Source organism: Paenarthrobacter sp. TAF1 (assembly GCF_052113825.1).
GTDB classification, from domain to species: Bacteria; Actinomycetota; Actinomycetes; order Actinomycetales; family Micrococcaceae; genus Arthrobacter; species Arthrobacter nicotinovorans.
Genome location: NZ_JBFRDO010000004.1, coordinates 62,537 through 76,489 on the forward strand (window position 1 = coordinate 62,537; position 13,953 = coordinate 76,489).

12 protein-coding genes are annotated in these 13,953 nt (G+C 64.6%); 2 read left to right on the forward strand and 10 right to left on the reverse strand.

What is annotated here, in order from left to right; translation table 11 throughout:
* Positions 1–13 precede the first annotated feature (13 nt).
* Complete coding sequence (locus AB4Y81_RS06530; protein WP_055972156.1) at positions 14–1,006, reverse strand: ABC transporter substrate-binding protein; 993 nt, start codon at positions 1,004–1,006, stop codon at positions 14–16.
* 47 nt (positions 1,007–1,053) lie between these two features.
* Positions 1,054–2,757: an amidohydrolase gene (locus AB4Y81_RS06535; RefSeq protein WP_079580518.1), complete on the reverse strand. Its 1,704-nt coding sequence runs from the start codon at positions 2,755–2,757 to the stop codon at positions 1,054–1,056.
* A 233-nt stretch (positions 2,758–2,990) separates the two neighbouring features.
* Here AB4Y81_RS06535 and AB4Y81_RS06540 point away from each other — a divergent pair, with 233 nt between their 5' ends.
* Positions 2,991–3,602 carry a TetR/AcrR family transcriptional regulator gene (locus tag AB4Y81_RS06540; protein ID WP_039242012.1) on the forward strand — a complete coding sequence of 204 codons (612 nt, stop codon included), beginning with the start codon at positions 2,991–2,993 and terminating at the stop codon, positions 3,600–3,602.
* Here AB4Y81_RS06540 and AB4Y81_RS06545 read toward each other — a convergent pair.
* The 6 genes from AB4Y81_RS06545 to AB4Y81_RS06570 all read right to left on the reverse strand — a co-directional run bounded on the left by AB4Y81_RS06545 (position 3,593) and on the right by AB4Y81_RS06570 (position 11,086).
* Complete coding sequence (locus AB4Y81_RS06545) at positions 3,593–4,954, reverse strand: MFS transporter (protein ID WP_018776303.1); 1,362 nt, start codon at positions 4,952–4,954, stop codon at positions 3,593–3,595. The two genes, AB4Y81_RS06540 and AB4Y81_RS06545, sit on opposite strands and share 10 nt — an antisense overlap.
* An 86-nt stretch (positions 4,955–5,040) precedes the next feature.
* Entirely contained in the window at positions 5,041–8,082 is a 3,042-nt protein-coding gene (locus tag AB4Y81_RS06550; protein WP_441995560.1) for an AAA family ATPase, read from the reverse strand.
* Positions 8,079–9,254: an exonuclease SbcCD subunit D gene (locus AB4Y81_RS06555; RefSeq protein WP_441995561.1), complete on the reverse strand. Its 1,176-nt coding sequence runs from the start codon at positions 9,252–9,254 to the stop codon at positions 8,079–8,081. The genes AB4Y81_RS06550 and AB4Y81_RS06555 overlap by 4 nt, the downstream gene beginning before the upstream one ends.
* Before the next feature lie 71 nt (positions 9,255–9,325).
* Positions 9,326–10,237: an MIP/aquaporin family protein gene (locus tag AB4Y81_RS06560; RefSeq protein ID WP_079580520.1), complete on the reverse strand. Its 912-nt coding sequence runs from the start codon at positions 10,235–10,237 to the stop codon at positions 9,326–9,328.
* 170 nt (positions 10,238–10,407) lie between these two features.
* Entirely contained in the window at positions 10,408–10,770 is a 363-nt protein-coding gene (locus tag AB4Y81_RS06565) for a DUF202 domain-containing protein (RefSeq protein WP_189075141.1), read from the reverse strand.
* A 13-nt stretch (positions 10,771–10,783) separates the two neighbouring features.
* Positions 10,784–11,086: a YidH family protein gene (locus AB4Y81_RS06570; RefSeq protein WP_018776308.1), complete on the reverse strand. Its 303-nt coding sequence runs from the start codon at positions 11,084–11,086 to the stop codon at positions 10,784–10,786.
* A gap of 135 nt (positions 11,087–11,221) precedes the next feature.
* Here AB4Y81_RS06570 and AB4Y81_RS06575 point away from each other — a divergent pair, with 135 nt between their 5' ends.
* Positions 11,222–12,292: an ADP-ribosylglycohydrolase family protein gene (locus tag AB4Y81_RS06575; RefSeq protein WP_441995562.1), complete on the forward strand. Its 1,071-nt coding sequence runs from the start codon at positions 11,222–11,224 to the stop codon at positions 12,290–12,292.
* A gap of 6 nt (positions 12,293–12,298) precedes the next feature.
* Here AB4Y81_RS06575 and AB4Y81_RS06580 read toward each other — a convergent pair whose 3' ends face one another.
* Entirely contained in the window at positions 12,299–12,847 is a 549-nt protein-coding gene (locus AB4Y81_RS06580) for a DUF4395 domain-containing protein (protein ID WP_441995563.1), read from the reverse strand.
* Between the two features lie 66 nt (positions 12,848–12,913).
* Positions 12,914–13,924: an exonuclease domain-containing protein gene (locus AB4Y81_RS06585; protein ID WP_441995564.1), complete on the reverse strand. Its 1,011-nt coding sequence runs from the start codon at positions 13,922–13,924 to the stop codon at positions 12,914–12,916.
* Between the last annotated feature and the right edge of the window lie 29 nt (positions 13,925–13,953).

The window sequence follows — 13,953 nt, forward strand, 5'->3', positions numbered from 1 at the left end:
GGCGCTCTCCTGCCTACTTGCCGAAGATGAGGTCGGCCGGCAGTTTCACCGGCGCATTCAGGAAGCCGAGGTCGGCGAGATTGTTGTTGGCTCGCTCAATGTCTTCCACACGTACCTCATCGGGCCAGTAGTTGACGGCCCCGGACTTGACCACGTCAAGCGGGGTCTTGGTGATCTCCGCACTGAGCTGCTGCGCTTCATCGATGTGGCCGTTGGCGTAAGCGTTCGCCTTGTAGATGGCGGCTTTGAACCCTGCCAAGGCCTTTTCCTTGGACTTCACCGTGTTAGCCCCGGAGACCCACAGGCCAATTGCTCCCTGCTCAAAGAACTCGACCCCGGGGGACGCCAGCAGGCGGTTCCCCTCTGACACCGCTTTGGAGGTAAACGGAGCGACCAGGGACGCCGCGTCCACGCGTCCGGAATTCAACGACTGCAGGGCCGATGACGGGTCCAGGACCATCCAGTTCACTTTGGCGGGATCTCCCCCGTCATCCTTGACCAGTTTGCTGACCGTCACCTCCAGCTGCGCTTTCCTTGCCGGAACGCTGACGTTCTTTCCCTCGAGGTCCTTCGGGCGGGTGATGGATGAATCCTTCCGGACGAGGAGGCCGGTATCGTCCACGCGGTTGAGGTCGCTGGATTTTCCTGCCCCGTCCTTGTATCCGTCAGCTGCGGCAACGATCTTGAGCGGCACGTTCTGGCTCAAGGCATTCAGGAGCGGAATGGAAGGCGTATAGCTGAGGTCGATCTGACCGCTCTGGGCGGCTGCAATTCCCGCGGGAGGGTTGGCGATGACAGAGATCTCGACGTTGAGGCCCTGTTCCTTGAAGTAGCCCTTGTCGGCCGCGAGGCGGATGCCGGCGTCGGACCCTATGCCGATGGTTCCCACTTTAAGGGTGGTGGTCCCGTCGGCGGCCGGGACGGCAGCCGGGCCGGAGCCGCCGCCACAGGCTGCAAGTGCCATGGACAGTGCAGCGGCCATGGCCAAAGGAATAATGCGTCGCATGTGTTGCTCCTTGAATGACGAATGGTTTGGAACGGAAGAAAATGGTTCTAGCTGGTGGACGGGTGGACTTCACGGCCACCGCTGAGAGTGAGCCGGATGTCTGTGTCGAGGAGTTTCTCGATCTCCTCATCGGCCGGCCACGGGGTGGATAACAGGCACAGATCTGCTGTCCTGCCGGGTAGCAGGGAGCCCTTGGAGTGCTCCGCGTGATCCTGCCAGGCAGCCTCGAGGGTCATGGCAGCCAGCGCTTGCTGACCGGTGATCCGCTCGGGGTCACCCGGTGCACCAGGGGTGGAGCGGGTGGCACGCCGGACGGCGGCCACCACTGTGCGCCGCCAATCCGGACTGGTCACAGGTGCGTCGGAAGCAATATTGAAACGTACGCCCGCCTCCACTGCTGAACGCAGGGGCTGGTGGCGGGAGAAGCGGTCCTCGCCGAGGACCTGGCGCATGATGTCCCCGGCTTCCTGGCGGATCAGGGGGTTGGTGCTGTATCCGATGCCCCGGGAAGCCATGGTCTGCAGGGTGGTTGTGTCGCTGAAGGCTCCGTGGATGATGTAGTGGCGGTTGTGGTGATTCCCGGCGGACGCGGGACTCCCGCCGGGAGAAGTGGCTTCGATGATCGCCTGCACAGCTGCGGCGGTGGCCGCATCTCCCGTGGCGTGGACACCGGCCTGCAGTCCGGCATCGTTGATGAGTTGCAGAATCCGGTTGAGTTCAGCCACCCGTTCGCCATCGCTGGCACCCTGGATCACCAGGCTGCCGTGCGTACAGGCCGTGCCATAGGGCTCGCTCATCCAGGCGGTGCCGCTGCGTGGGATCCCGTCCGCGAAGACTTTGACGCCCGCTATCCTCAATTGCTCCGGATCGATGCCGCGGTTCCTGCAGCTTTCTGCCAGCCCGCTTCGCAGGCCTTCCTCAACGGCCCGGGCATTGGCTCCCCCGGTTCCGGCGAAGAGCATGAGGACATTGATCCGCAGCGTCAGTTCGCCTGACAAGGCGAGGTCGCCCAGCAACCCGAGCGCCGCCGTCGAACCTGCTCCGTCCATGAGCCCGGCGCTGGCCGGCCCCAATCCAGGCTCCGTGAGGGAGGTGATGCCCAGCGAGTGCAGATACTCCTGGAAGCGAAGCAGCGCCGGGCGGAGCGTTGCGGCCGGAACGGGTGGCATGGCACGGGAGATGAGTTCCATGGCACCGTCCTGGAACAGGCCGGAAGGGGCACCGTCCCCTCCCCTGACGATCACGCCGCCGTGGATATCAGGGGTCGTGGCGCTGATGCGGGCACGCTTGAGCGCTTCCCGGTTGGCCAGGAGCTGGTGGCCGGTGGCGTCGAACGCCACGAGGGGCGCATCAGAGCGGCAATCCAACAGGCCCTTGGCCGGTCCAAGTATCGACTCGTCCCAGCCGTGGGCGCGGATCCAGCCATCGGGGCCCACCGGTGCTGCCGTCAGCACATCGACGACGGCTGCCCAGTCCGGGGCGATGTCCGGGTCCAGCCGCACATAGCCGAAGGCGGCCATCGCCGCCGAGACGAAGTGCAAATGGGCATCATTGATGCCGGGAATAACAGCCCCTCCTGCGGCGTCAACAACCCGCGTTTCCGGGCCAATCAGCCGGCTCACATCGTCGTGGCCGAGCCCTGCGACGCAGCCGTCCTTGACGGCGATGGCATCAGTCATGCGGTGTGGTTGCGCCGGGTCCATGGTGTGGACAGAGGCATTCGTGATCACCAGATCAGCGAAATCCTGCATCGATTCTCCTCAGGTCACCGCATCCGAATGTGATGCAGACAACGTTCCTGAAAGAAGTATGTCGCTTGACTGGGTCACTTGACTAGGTTTTGACGTAAAATTTCTTACAGAGGACTTTTCCGCCGCCACGGCACGGCCACGAGGCCGTCACGGCGGAGAGCGCCTACGATCGATGAGACCGCTGGGTTGGTGGATCCGATCACGGGTGGAAAGAAGCATGAGGAAGGTAACGGATGGCAAGGGTTCCCGCCGAAGAAAGGCGCCTGCAGTTCGTCGAGGCGGCAGCCAGGGTGATCGCACAGGATGGGTTGGCATCGGCTACGACACGTCGGATCGCCAGCGAGGCCGACGCCCCCCTCGCGGCATTGCACTACTGTTTCCGCAGCAAGGACGAACTCCTCGAAGAGGTCTATAACTTCCTCAGCAGGGACTACGCCAAGGCTCTGGACCCCGTCCCCGACCCCGGCATGGGCCTGCGCCACATGGTGGGCGCCCACGCCCGGCGCATCTGGAGCCGCATGCTGGAAAACCCCCACGAACAAGTAACCACGTTCGAACTGCTGCTCCGACGCTTCCGGGTGGAAGCCGACGACCAGCCCCAGGCATTGCTCATGAACCGCTCCATGTACGACGGGTGGGTGAGCTCAACGCTGGAGTTGTTCCGCGGAGCCGCTGAAGCCGCCGGCGAGCCCGTCCCCGCCAATCTGGAGGACATCACCCGCTTGTTCATCTCGGGGATCGACGGCATCAGCATGCAGCACCTGGCAGACCCCGACGAGGAGCGGTCCAAGCGCTTGGTGGAGCTCATGGCCCGGTCCCTGTCCGGCGCGCTCGACTACGCCTGAGGCTGGCGCTTCATCACCAAGGACGTCACAACACCCAGCAGCAGGAGGCCCGCGGCGGCGGCCATGGAAACCACGAAAGCTGCGCCCGGGCCCTGCGTCTCGGCCAGCTGTCCGGCCAGGTAGGAGCCAAGCGCCGTACCGGCCACAATCCCGCTGGCCAGGGCAGTCATGACAGTCGCCATTCGGCCGGACGGGGCAACGACGCCTCCGATGCTGAAGACCGTGACCATGACCGGACCCACCGGAATGCCGAGCACCAGCAGTACGAAAACCATGGGCCAGATACCCGCAGGAAGAAGCAGCAGCAAGGACAATGCGGACATCGCCAAGGCAGCCACAACCCACCGCGAAGCCAAGCTGAAGCGCTGCGGCCAGAACGCGACAGACAACGCGGCAACCGCTGAGCTGAGACCCATCACCGCGTACAACAGGCCCGCAATCTCTGCAGTGGCGTATTGCGCTGAAAAGGCGCTCAACGCGTTCTGCGTCGCACCGAAGAAGGTGCCCATGCACACCATGGCCACCACCGGCACCGCCACTACCGCCCCGGCCCACCGCTTGCGTCGCGGCGCGGCCGCCTGAGTGCCCTCTTCGCCTGAACCCTCGACGCCGGCCTTCACCTTGCGCGGAGCCGGCACCACGGCCTGCTGGCTGGGGTGGACGGCGAAAGCAGGGACCAGGGTGATGGTCATGACGGCGGCAAGCGCGAGCGGCAGCCATGGGGCTACCATGCTGGCCAGCACACCCACCAGCGCCGGGCCGAGCACGAACGTGACCTCGTCAGCGGTGCCTTCGTAAGATAGTGCCGTGTCAAGATCAGCCCGGTTGGCGGCCACGCTTCTTTTGCCGCCGGTTGCGCCGGGAGAAAGATTGCGGGTGGTCAGGGCCATCCAGCGCACGCGGGCCATGGGACCTACCTGGGGGCAACTCGCACCGGCAAGGAAGGCCGCGATCAGGACGCCCGCAGCATCGGCTACCTCCCCGTAGCCGGGAGTGATATAGGCGGCGGCCAAAAGCCCGGCAACAGCCAGGGTATTGATGACCGCGGCGACGAGCAGGACGATGCGTTGCCCAGCACGATCAGCCAGGGAGCCCAGGACAGGTGCGCCCAGGGCGGAGCCGATGCCGACCGCTCCCGCAGCCATGCCGCCGATTGCATACGAGTGGCTGACTGAGGTCACCAAGGTCAGGGTGCCAACGGTCAACATGGCGAGGGGGAGCCGGGCGAAGAGGCCCAGCGGCAGGAAACCAGGTCCGGCAAGTTCCGGAAGCCGTGCGAAACGGCCAGGCAGACGCGAGGTCCGCGCGGGTGTCGATGACAAGGGCTGGGAGGCCACAGAAGTTTTTTCCATTAATCCGGGTTCGCTAAAGGTTGCGCATCGTCCCTCCTCCCGATGCGCGCGACCCGGTGTAACGGGTTAAGTCTATCGGATACCTGTCAGACCGGAACAGCTTCGGCAATCCGCACGCTGGAGCCGTGCCGTCCCTTGACCACCTGGAGCTGGTTGGTGATGCGTTGCTTCATTTCGGCAACGTGACTGACCAGGCCCACTACCCTGCCGCCGTCGCGCAATCCTTCCAAAGCGTCCATCACTTGCTCCAGCGCTTGTTCGTCCAGGCTGCCGAAGCCTTCATCGACAAACAGTGTCTCGATGTCCACGCCGCCCGCCTCCTGCTGGACCACGTCAGCCAGACCGAGGGCCAGGGCAAGCGAGGCCATGAAGGATTCCCCGCCGGACAGCGTGGAGGTGTCGCGCCGCTGGCCGGTCCATTCGTCTACCACTTCAAGGCCGAGGCCGGACTTCTGGTTCCGGGCCGCGCGGGCGTCGGTGTGTTGCAGCGTGTATCGGCCGTCGCTCATGGCAACGAGCCTTTCCGAGGCCGCGAGTGCCACTTGCTCAAGGCGTGCCGCCAGGACGTAGGCGTTCAGGCTCATACGGTAGTTGTTGTCCCCGGCGCCCCGGACAGTGTCGGCCAGTTCAGCCAGGATGCGGGCCTGGTTGCGGGGTTCCCTGCCGGCCTCGGCCAAGGTGTTGTACTCGACCCGGATCCGTTCAATGGCCTCCACCGATTTCGCGGCAAGGGCTGCCGACAATGCTGCCGCCCTTGCACGATCAGCCGCGTCGGCGGCGTGGAGCTTGACCTCGGCGAGTTCAGCCTCGGGCAGGGGAAGTTCGCCGATCCGGACTTCCTTGGCCGCCAGAACCAAGTCCTCGCTGGCAAACAACTCGTCCAGGCGGGCCGCTTCAGTGTCGAAATCAGCCACGTCTTTCTCCAGACCGACCACATCGGCCGGCGGAAGCAGTTCGCCACGCGCTTCCTCTGCCGAGGCGAACCCTGAGTCCGGCAAGGCATTTTGGAGCGATACGGCGGCGTCGGCCTGAGCTTGTCCTGCCTGCTGGAGTTCCCGGTCGGCGTCAGCTGCCGATTGAAGGAGCGTGCGCTCGGCGGACAGGGCTTCCAACCGTTCACGAAGACTTGGGAAATCTTCCCGTAAACCGGCGAGGTCGGCCTTCAAGGTGTCGTGCTGTTCCTGCAGGTGAAGGACGGCCGAGGACGCCCGGGAGGCTGCACCGGCGTCCTCTGCGTGCTGCTCCTGCACTTGAGCCAGTTTCCTGGTGATGCCCTCCTGCTTGCTCCGAAGCTGGTCAAGGGTCCGGGATGCCTTTGTCGCCGCCGAAGTCGAGGTCCGGGCAGCCAGGAGACGCGCCTGTGCCTCCTCCGCATCCACGGTGCCGCCTTGGGCCGCTAGTCCGGCAAGGATCTGGGCGGCTGCGGAGACTTGCTCGGCAAGGACACCCTGGGCTTTTTCGCTGGCCTCGAACCGCTCCCTGGCGTGTTCCTCTTCCTGGGCCAGGGACAGGGCCGACCGTACCGCAGCTGCGGGATGCGGGTGGTCCTCGCTCCCGCACACAGCGCATGGCTGACCGCTCTCCAACGCGGCAGCCAGCTCCCCTGCCGCATTGGCCAGGCGGAGCTCGCGAACGTCAAGCCATTCCTGGCGGTGATCCTGGGCCGTGGCACGGGCTCGAAGGTGCTTCTCGGAGATCTCTGCCAACTCGTTGGCTGCCTCGGCATGGCGGGACACAATTTCCACCAGCTCAGCAGCATTGGCTGTTTCGCGCTCAAGCTCCGCGAGTCCATCAGCCGCCGGTTCCAGTGGTTCAATCAGGCCGCTCACAACTGCTGCTTCTTCACGCAGCCGTTCCAGTTCGTCCACGGCCCGGTCGACTGCTGCTTCATGGTCTGCCTGTTCGCGACGCTTGGCGGCAAGCCGGCCGGCGATGTCCTCCAGTCGCTTTTCGTCAGGGAGGCGGGCTTCCAGAACCGCATAGGTGGCCTTGAGGCGTTCAAGGGATGCGCTGGAGTTTGTTGCCTCCAGCCCTGCAGCTTCGAGCCGTTCCCGTAGCTGCTCAACCTTTGCGACGGCAGCGCGATACTTGCGGGCGGAGGAGTCAACGGCGTCAAGCTGGCCGCTCAGAACGGAAGCCCGGCGGTGCCTTGCGAGCTTGTCCTTGTTCTCCAGTGCCCGCGGCGCGGCCAGTTCAAGAAGGACGCGCCTCTGCGTTGCGGCTCCGAGCCGGGCATGCCGCAATGACTTTTCCTGGGCTTGCCGGAACTGTTCGGCAAGGCGCGAGGACAGCGACTCTGCCTGGTCTGCTTCGTCTGTCCTCCGCGTCCATTCAGCACTCACCTCCGCTGCCACCTCTGCCAGCCAGGCCTCCGGTTCCTGCCCGGCTGTTCCGCCGGCATCAGGGTTGGCAACTGTAGTCCCGGCAGTTTCCGTCGCGGCTTGGTCGAGCCCCAGTTGCCGGCGCTCCGCTGCAGCCCGGTCCAGCAACAGCTTGAGTTCCAAGGCATTTTCCTGCACGGCCCGGGCGGCTTCCGCCGCCTGCCGTGCGATCCGGCGTTCGACGGCTTCAAAGCGTTGCGTACCGAAGAGTTTCTGCAGGAGCTCCAGGCGGTCGTTGGCCTTGGACCTGAGGAACGCCGCAAAATCACCCTGGGGAAGCATCACCACGCGGGTGAACTGTTCCCTGTCCATCCCCAAAATGTCCGCGAGCTCGGCACCGACTTCGTCGTTCCTTGAGGATTTCTCCTCCCAACTCCCGGCGATCCGTTCCCGAAGGAGGGTCTTCGCCTGCTGCGTGGTGAACCCTTTCCTGCCCCGTGCGCTGGGGCGTTCCCAGGCGGGCGAGCGCGTCACTTCGAAGCGCCGTCCGCGTGCCGAGAATTCGCAGACGACGCGTGGTTCGGCTGAAGGTGCCGCGTGATCGCTGCGGAGGCGTTTTCCTTCCTGGCGCGCGCCGGGCACGGCTCCGTACAAGGCAAAGCAGATGGCATCAAGGATGCTGGTCTTGCCTGCCCCGGTGGCACCGTTGAGGAGGAAGAGTCCTTGCGCTCCCAAGTGATCGAAGTCGATGTGTTGGGCAGTGGCAAAAGGGCCGAAGGCTTCTATTTCCAGGCGATGGATTCTCACAGTTCCGCCTCTTCCAAGCGGACGGCTTCGAGTGCTTCCCGGAGCGCAGCTTCTTCGGCCTCGCCGGCTCCGCGGTCCCGGACATGCTCCAGAAAGCCGCAGCAGACTCCGAGATCGTCCTGGGCCTTGGCGAGTCGGTCACTGTAGCTCGTCGTGGTCCGGGTCCCGGCGCCTTCGGGATCAAAGGAAAGGACCAACGTGTCCGGAAAGCGGACTCTCAGTTTTTCCATGGCCTGGGTTGGCCGCTGCGCGTCAGTAATGGTGATCTGGCAGTAGGCCTCTTCCGCCCAGGCATACTCCCCGGACTCCAGGAGCTCATCCAAAGTCCCGCGCATTACGGCCAGGGTCTTGGGGGCTTCCCACACTACTTCCTGGACGTCGATGTCCCCTGACGGGTTGATGTCCACCAACCAGGCACCTTTGCTGTGCTTGGCTTCGGAGAATGAGTACGCCAGCGGCGAACCCGAGTAGCGGACATTGCCGGCCAATTGCTGCCGTCCGTGGAGGTGGCCCAGTGCCGTGTAAGTGAATCCTTCGAAGAGGTCCAAGGGCACCGCTCCCAGTCCCCCGATACTGAGGTCCCTCTCGCTTTCGGACGTGATGCCTCCGCTGGCAAAGGTGTGTGCCAGGACCACCGGGTAGACAGGTCCGGATTCGCGGCGACGTTCAACGTCCTTCTTGATAAGCCCTACTGCCTGGTGTGTGACGTCAAAGTGGTTGGCAGTGTCCACGCCCAGCCGCTCGGCCACAAGGCGGGGTTCAAGGAAGGGAATTCCGTAGATCGCCACTTGGCCCGGGGCGTCCCGTTCGCCTCCAAAAGGGAAAACAATGGGGCTGTCCAGGTCCTCCACCCGCGTGCGCAAGTGCACTCCCCCTCGTTCCAGCAACCGGGAAGCGAAACCCAGTCTGATGGCGGAATCGTGATTGCCGCTGGTGAGCACAACGCTGGCCCCGGCCCGGGTGAGCCGCACCAAAGCATCATCCAGCAGTGTGACGACGTCCAGACCCGGCAGGGCGCGATCATAAACGTCCCCTGCAATGAGCACGACGTCCACCGAGTTGGCGTCCACGAACGTCACCAGCTGGTCCACGAAGCCGCGTTGGGCCTCAAGCATGCCAACGCCGTGGAACGACCGGCCCAGATGCCAATCCGAAGTATGGAGTAACCGCATAATTCCAAGCTAACCGGGGTCACCGACAATAAAGCGCAGACAAGCCGCCCGGCGTCGATCCTGGCCGGTTGCTAGCCTTTCTTGCCGTCGAAAAAGTCGCGTGCGTCATCGTTCGCCGGCTTCGCAGGGAGCGGCTCCGGAGTCGTTTCGGCCCGGGTGTCCGCAGCCTCCTCAGCGATCCCGTTTCCAGCGTCGAAGTGGTCGTTGATGGCGTCTGTCCCACCCTGGTGTTCGGCAGCGGCGCGGGCAGGCCCGGACAACCCCTGGAAACCGCGGAAAGCGAGTCCGGCAAGTGCTGCGCCCATCAGAGGTGCCACCCAGAAAAGCCACAGTCCTTCAATGGCCCAGGAGGGGCTGAAGAAAGCTTGCGCGCTTGCGCGTGCGGGGTTGAAAGGGAGGTTGCCAAGAACCTGGCCGAACTGCAGCAGTACGGCCGTCGCCAGGCCCACTGCGAACGGTGCCAAGGAAGGAAGGGCACGGCGTCCGGCCGCCGCTCCGAGGAAGACGGCAACAAGCAAAGCAGAACCGATAACTTCCACCAGCAGCACGCCCGCCAGCTGGGTTTGGGCGGGAGCGTGCTCCCCGAAGCCGGCTGCTGTGGAACCAAAAGCGGCCCGCACATCCGCGAGAACGGGCACGGTAGTCACCACAACGTAGACAAGGGCTGCACCAACCACGCTTCCGATGAGCTGTGCTGCGATATACGCGACGGCGGCGAGCGCCCGGATGCGTCCGGCAATGAGGTTGCCCAAGGTGATCGCGGGATTGAAGTGTCCACCCGAAACGTGCCCGAAAGCCAACATGCACACAGTCACGGTCAGCCCGGCGGCCAAGGCTGAGGGCAAAGGCGCCGCTGCAGGGCTCGAGAGTATCGATACACCCACTGCAACGAGCACAATGAACAACGATCCCAGGGCTTCAGCCGACAGCCTGGCCAGGAGTCCCGGTTGGGGATCGGTAGCGGCCTGCACAGAAGAGGTCATGTGGAACGGGTCCTTACGGTCGGTGTGAAAGTTGGTGCGCTGGTGCCGAAGCACAGCGGGCAACACTAGGGCACGCCTTTCAACGCGCCAGGAGCCCTCGAGTATCTTGCCACCCGAATCTGGACGGTTGCTGGGTCAACGCTGGAGGCGATGAAAGCTGCCCCTTGAGCTTATCCGCCCAAGGAAATGGCCGCGATCGCGGCGGCGCCCAGGCCCATCACGGACAGGGTGCTGGCCAGGATCAACCGCGTGGGGGCTGCCTGGAAGCCGGCCTGGAGTTGCCGTGAGCGCACCCACACCACGGAAGCGAGGACAACGGTGGCCGCCGCGGCGGCCAGCGCACAGATCCCTTGGTAGTCCAGTCCAGGCAGGCCGGTAACGATGGTGCCGGAGGAAGGCTCTGATGTCAGCCAACTCCGCCAGATGAACAGGTCCACCACCACCAGGGAGATCAGCGTCCTGCGCCAGGCAAGGGTGGTCCGCTCGGGCTGCAGGCCGGGATCCCGGGTACTTTCCGGAACGGTGCCGGTCACTGGGTCTTCCTGCTCATCGGGCCACCAGGATCAGCACCGCGAAGGCGAACGCTGCCACGGCTACCACTATGGTCATGAATAACATCACCCGTGAGAAAGGCAGTGCCTGGTCCTGCCGCATCGCTGCTTCCATCTGGCCCCACCGGCGGTAGGACAGTGCCGCCAGGCCGGCCCCTACGAGGGCCAGCAGGACGCATAAAACCAGCCGGACGGGCGTCGGCGCGATATTCGGCGCCAACTGATCTACGGCCACAGCGCCGGCAAGCAGAGCCAGCGAAGTGCGGATCCAGGCCAGGAAAGTACGCTCATTCGCCATCGAAAACCTGTAGTCAGGTGTTTTACCTGTTCGTCGCCAAGCAGGTTCACGCACGTTATCTCTCCAAGTTTTCGCAGTGCCGGACAGCTTCCCCACCATATCAGCGGGGCCTCACGGGCACGGTAAGTTACTGGCATGAGTGTTGAAGCTACTTCCCCCGCCACGCCGTCCTTCAAGTCCCGTGTCTACGGCTCCCTTTTGGGCGGGGCCCTGGGCGATTCCCTGGGATACGCCGTCGAGTTTGACTCCATCGCGGCGATTCGGGCACGCTACGGCTCCGCGGGACTGACCTCGTTTGAACAGCTCGACGGCGGCAGCCACTTTTCGGACGACACCCAGATGACGCTGTACACGGTGGATGGTCTGGTGGAGGCGCTCGAATGGGCGAACGATGGAGTGGCGGCAGACGAGATCGCCTGCCTGTGGCTTGCCTACCTGCGCTGGCTTGCGACGCAGGACGTTGCGGTTTCCTCGTCAGCGCCCGTCCCGCAGCCCCGGTGGATCGATGCCCAGGCTGTGCTCCGGCACCGGCGGGCTCCGGGCAACGCCTGCCTCAGTGGCCTGGCCTCGGGCGAGATGGGAACGGTGGCGCGGCCGGTGAATCCTGAGTCCAAAGGATGCGGCACAGTAATGCGTTCGGCGCCGTTCGGCCTGATCCCCCACATCTCCCGGGACGCCGTCTACAAACTCAGTTCCGACGCAGGCTCGTTGACCCACGGACACCCTTCAGCACGGCTAAGCGCGGCCGCCTTCAGCCTGCTGATCCATCACATTGTTGCCGGCAGCGATGTCCGGGACGCAGCCAAGGAAGCCCTCGCATATGTGAACAACGTCCCCACCAAGGCCCCGGAGCTCTCCGAGAGCCTTGAAGCCGCGTTGCAGTTGTCCGCCCGGAACACAGTATTGAGCCCGGAAGAGCTGACCGCAGCGCTCGGTGAGGGGTGGGTTGCCGAGGAGGCACTCGCCGTCGGGCTTTACGCCGTTCTGGCTACCAGCGGCGGGGACCCCGCCGAGCACTTCCGCAATGCTGTGGCGGTTGCCGTAAACCACAGCGGCGACAGCGACTCCACAGGCTCCATCGCAGGAAACATCCTGGGCGCCTTTTATGGTGAAGAGTGCCTTCCCGCGGACTGGCTGGAAGCACTGGAAGCCCCCGAGGTCATTCGCGGCATGGCGGACAGGCTGCTTGCCGTGACCACCGGCTGAGGGACCCTACGATCTGCGAACGGAGATGTCGGCGCACGCCTCGCACACGTCGGCGGGGATAAGGCCCCGGCGCTGGAGGAAGCCAAAGATGGCGCAACCGAGGCAAAAGCCGGCCAGCGATTCCAGTGAGGCTGCCACGATCAACAACGCGAGCAGCACCCATGCCGCCGGCTGGAAGCCGGTGAAGAACAACACGACGGCGGCACTCGTCAAAGCTGCCCCGATGCCTTGGGCGAAGCGCTTGGGAGGACCGGGCACCAGCTTGGCACGCCCGATCCTGGGCGCCAGGACCTTGACGGACAGCAGTGCCAACGGGGAAATCCGGGGACCAAACAGGACCCGCAGCCAGAAGCCGGCCGCCAGTGCTACCAGTCCCCCACCCCAGCTGGTCAGCAGCGTCGCAATGGCAAGGATGACCACCAGGCCGGCAGTTATCCGGGCGGCGTATTCGTTGACCGGGTTGGGGAAAGCGAAGACTCTCCGCCAATCAACCCCGCCCGCCGGCGCGTTGGCAGCTTGCCGCGCCGGGGCCAGGAAAACGCTTGGCTTGCTCATTAGCCAAGGCTAGGAGTGCCGCTCCCCGGACAGGAAGCATTGTTGCGCACTATGACCCGCGAGGCCTTATGCGCCGCCGACCATCTGCAGGAACTCACCCTCCGAGACGACCTCGATTTGTTGGCCCTTGGCGTGGAGTTCCAGGACCCGTTTGGCTTTGCCCGTGAGCCGTCCGGCACGAAGGTCTCCGGCCACGAAACCGTCGCCGACAATGAGAACCGTGGTCCGGGCGGTGACGCGGCTTTCGGGCCGGGCGCCCATCTCCGCGGCCCGCGATTTGGCTTCCGGCCGGGTGATCGCGAGGTCTCCGGTGAAGACCACTGTTTGCCCGAACAGGGGGTGGCCGGGCTCTGCCGCGGGGTTGGGCAGAGGATTGGGTCCTTCCTCCGGCCAGGCAGACCAGCCGCCGGCGATGCCCGGAGTGCGGTCCAGTGTTCGCTCGAAGGAGCTGCCCGTCCTGGCGGCCAACGCGGACATCGTCGCCTTGGACAAGCCGAAGGCGGGGTCGAAAGCGGGCTGGCTTGGCAGGCTGAGTCCCAGGGAAAGGTAGAGCTCGGYGATGCTGTTGGCATCGTTGCGCCGTGCGATGTCCACCAGGATCCCGGCGCATGCGCGGGCATCCTCTGCGGCGTCGTGATGGTTCACGAGCGGTACGCCGGCTTCTTCGGCCGCATACGGCAGGGAGTTCGAAACGAGTGAATAGCACCGGCGCGAAAGCATCACGGTGCAGACGTAGTCGTAGGCCGGCCCGGCGAGACCGGAGACTTCCAACCCGGACCTGATGACTCCAAGGTCGAAGGCGGCGTTGTGTGCGGCCAGGATATCGCCGCCGATGAACGCGCCGATTTCGGGGAACAGCTCACCGAACCTGGGCTGACCCGCTACGTCCTCGGCACGGATGCCGTGGATGCGGGTGTTGTGGAACTCAAAATGATCGTGGTTCTCCGGGGGACGCATCAGCCAGGAGGCTTCCTCCACAACAACCCCGTTGCGGACCTTGCTGAGACCCACTGAACAGGGCGACCCCCTGAAGCCGTTGGCTGTTTCAAAGTCGATCGCCGTAAAGTCCAATGCCACTGGACAAGATTACAGCCGGAAAAGGCCGC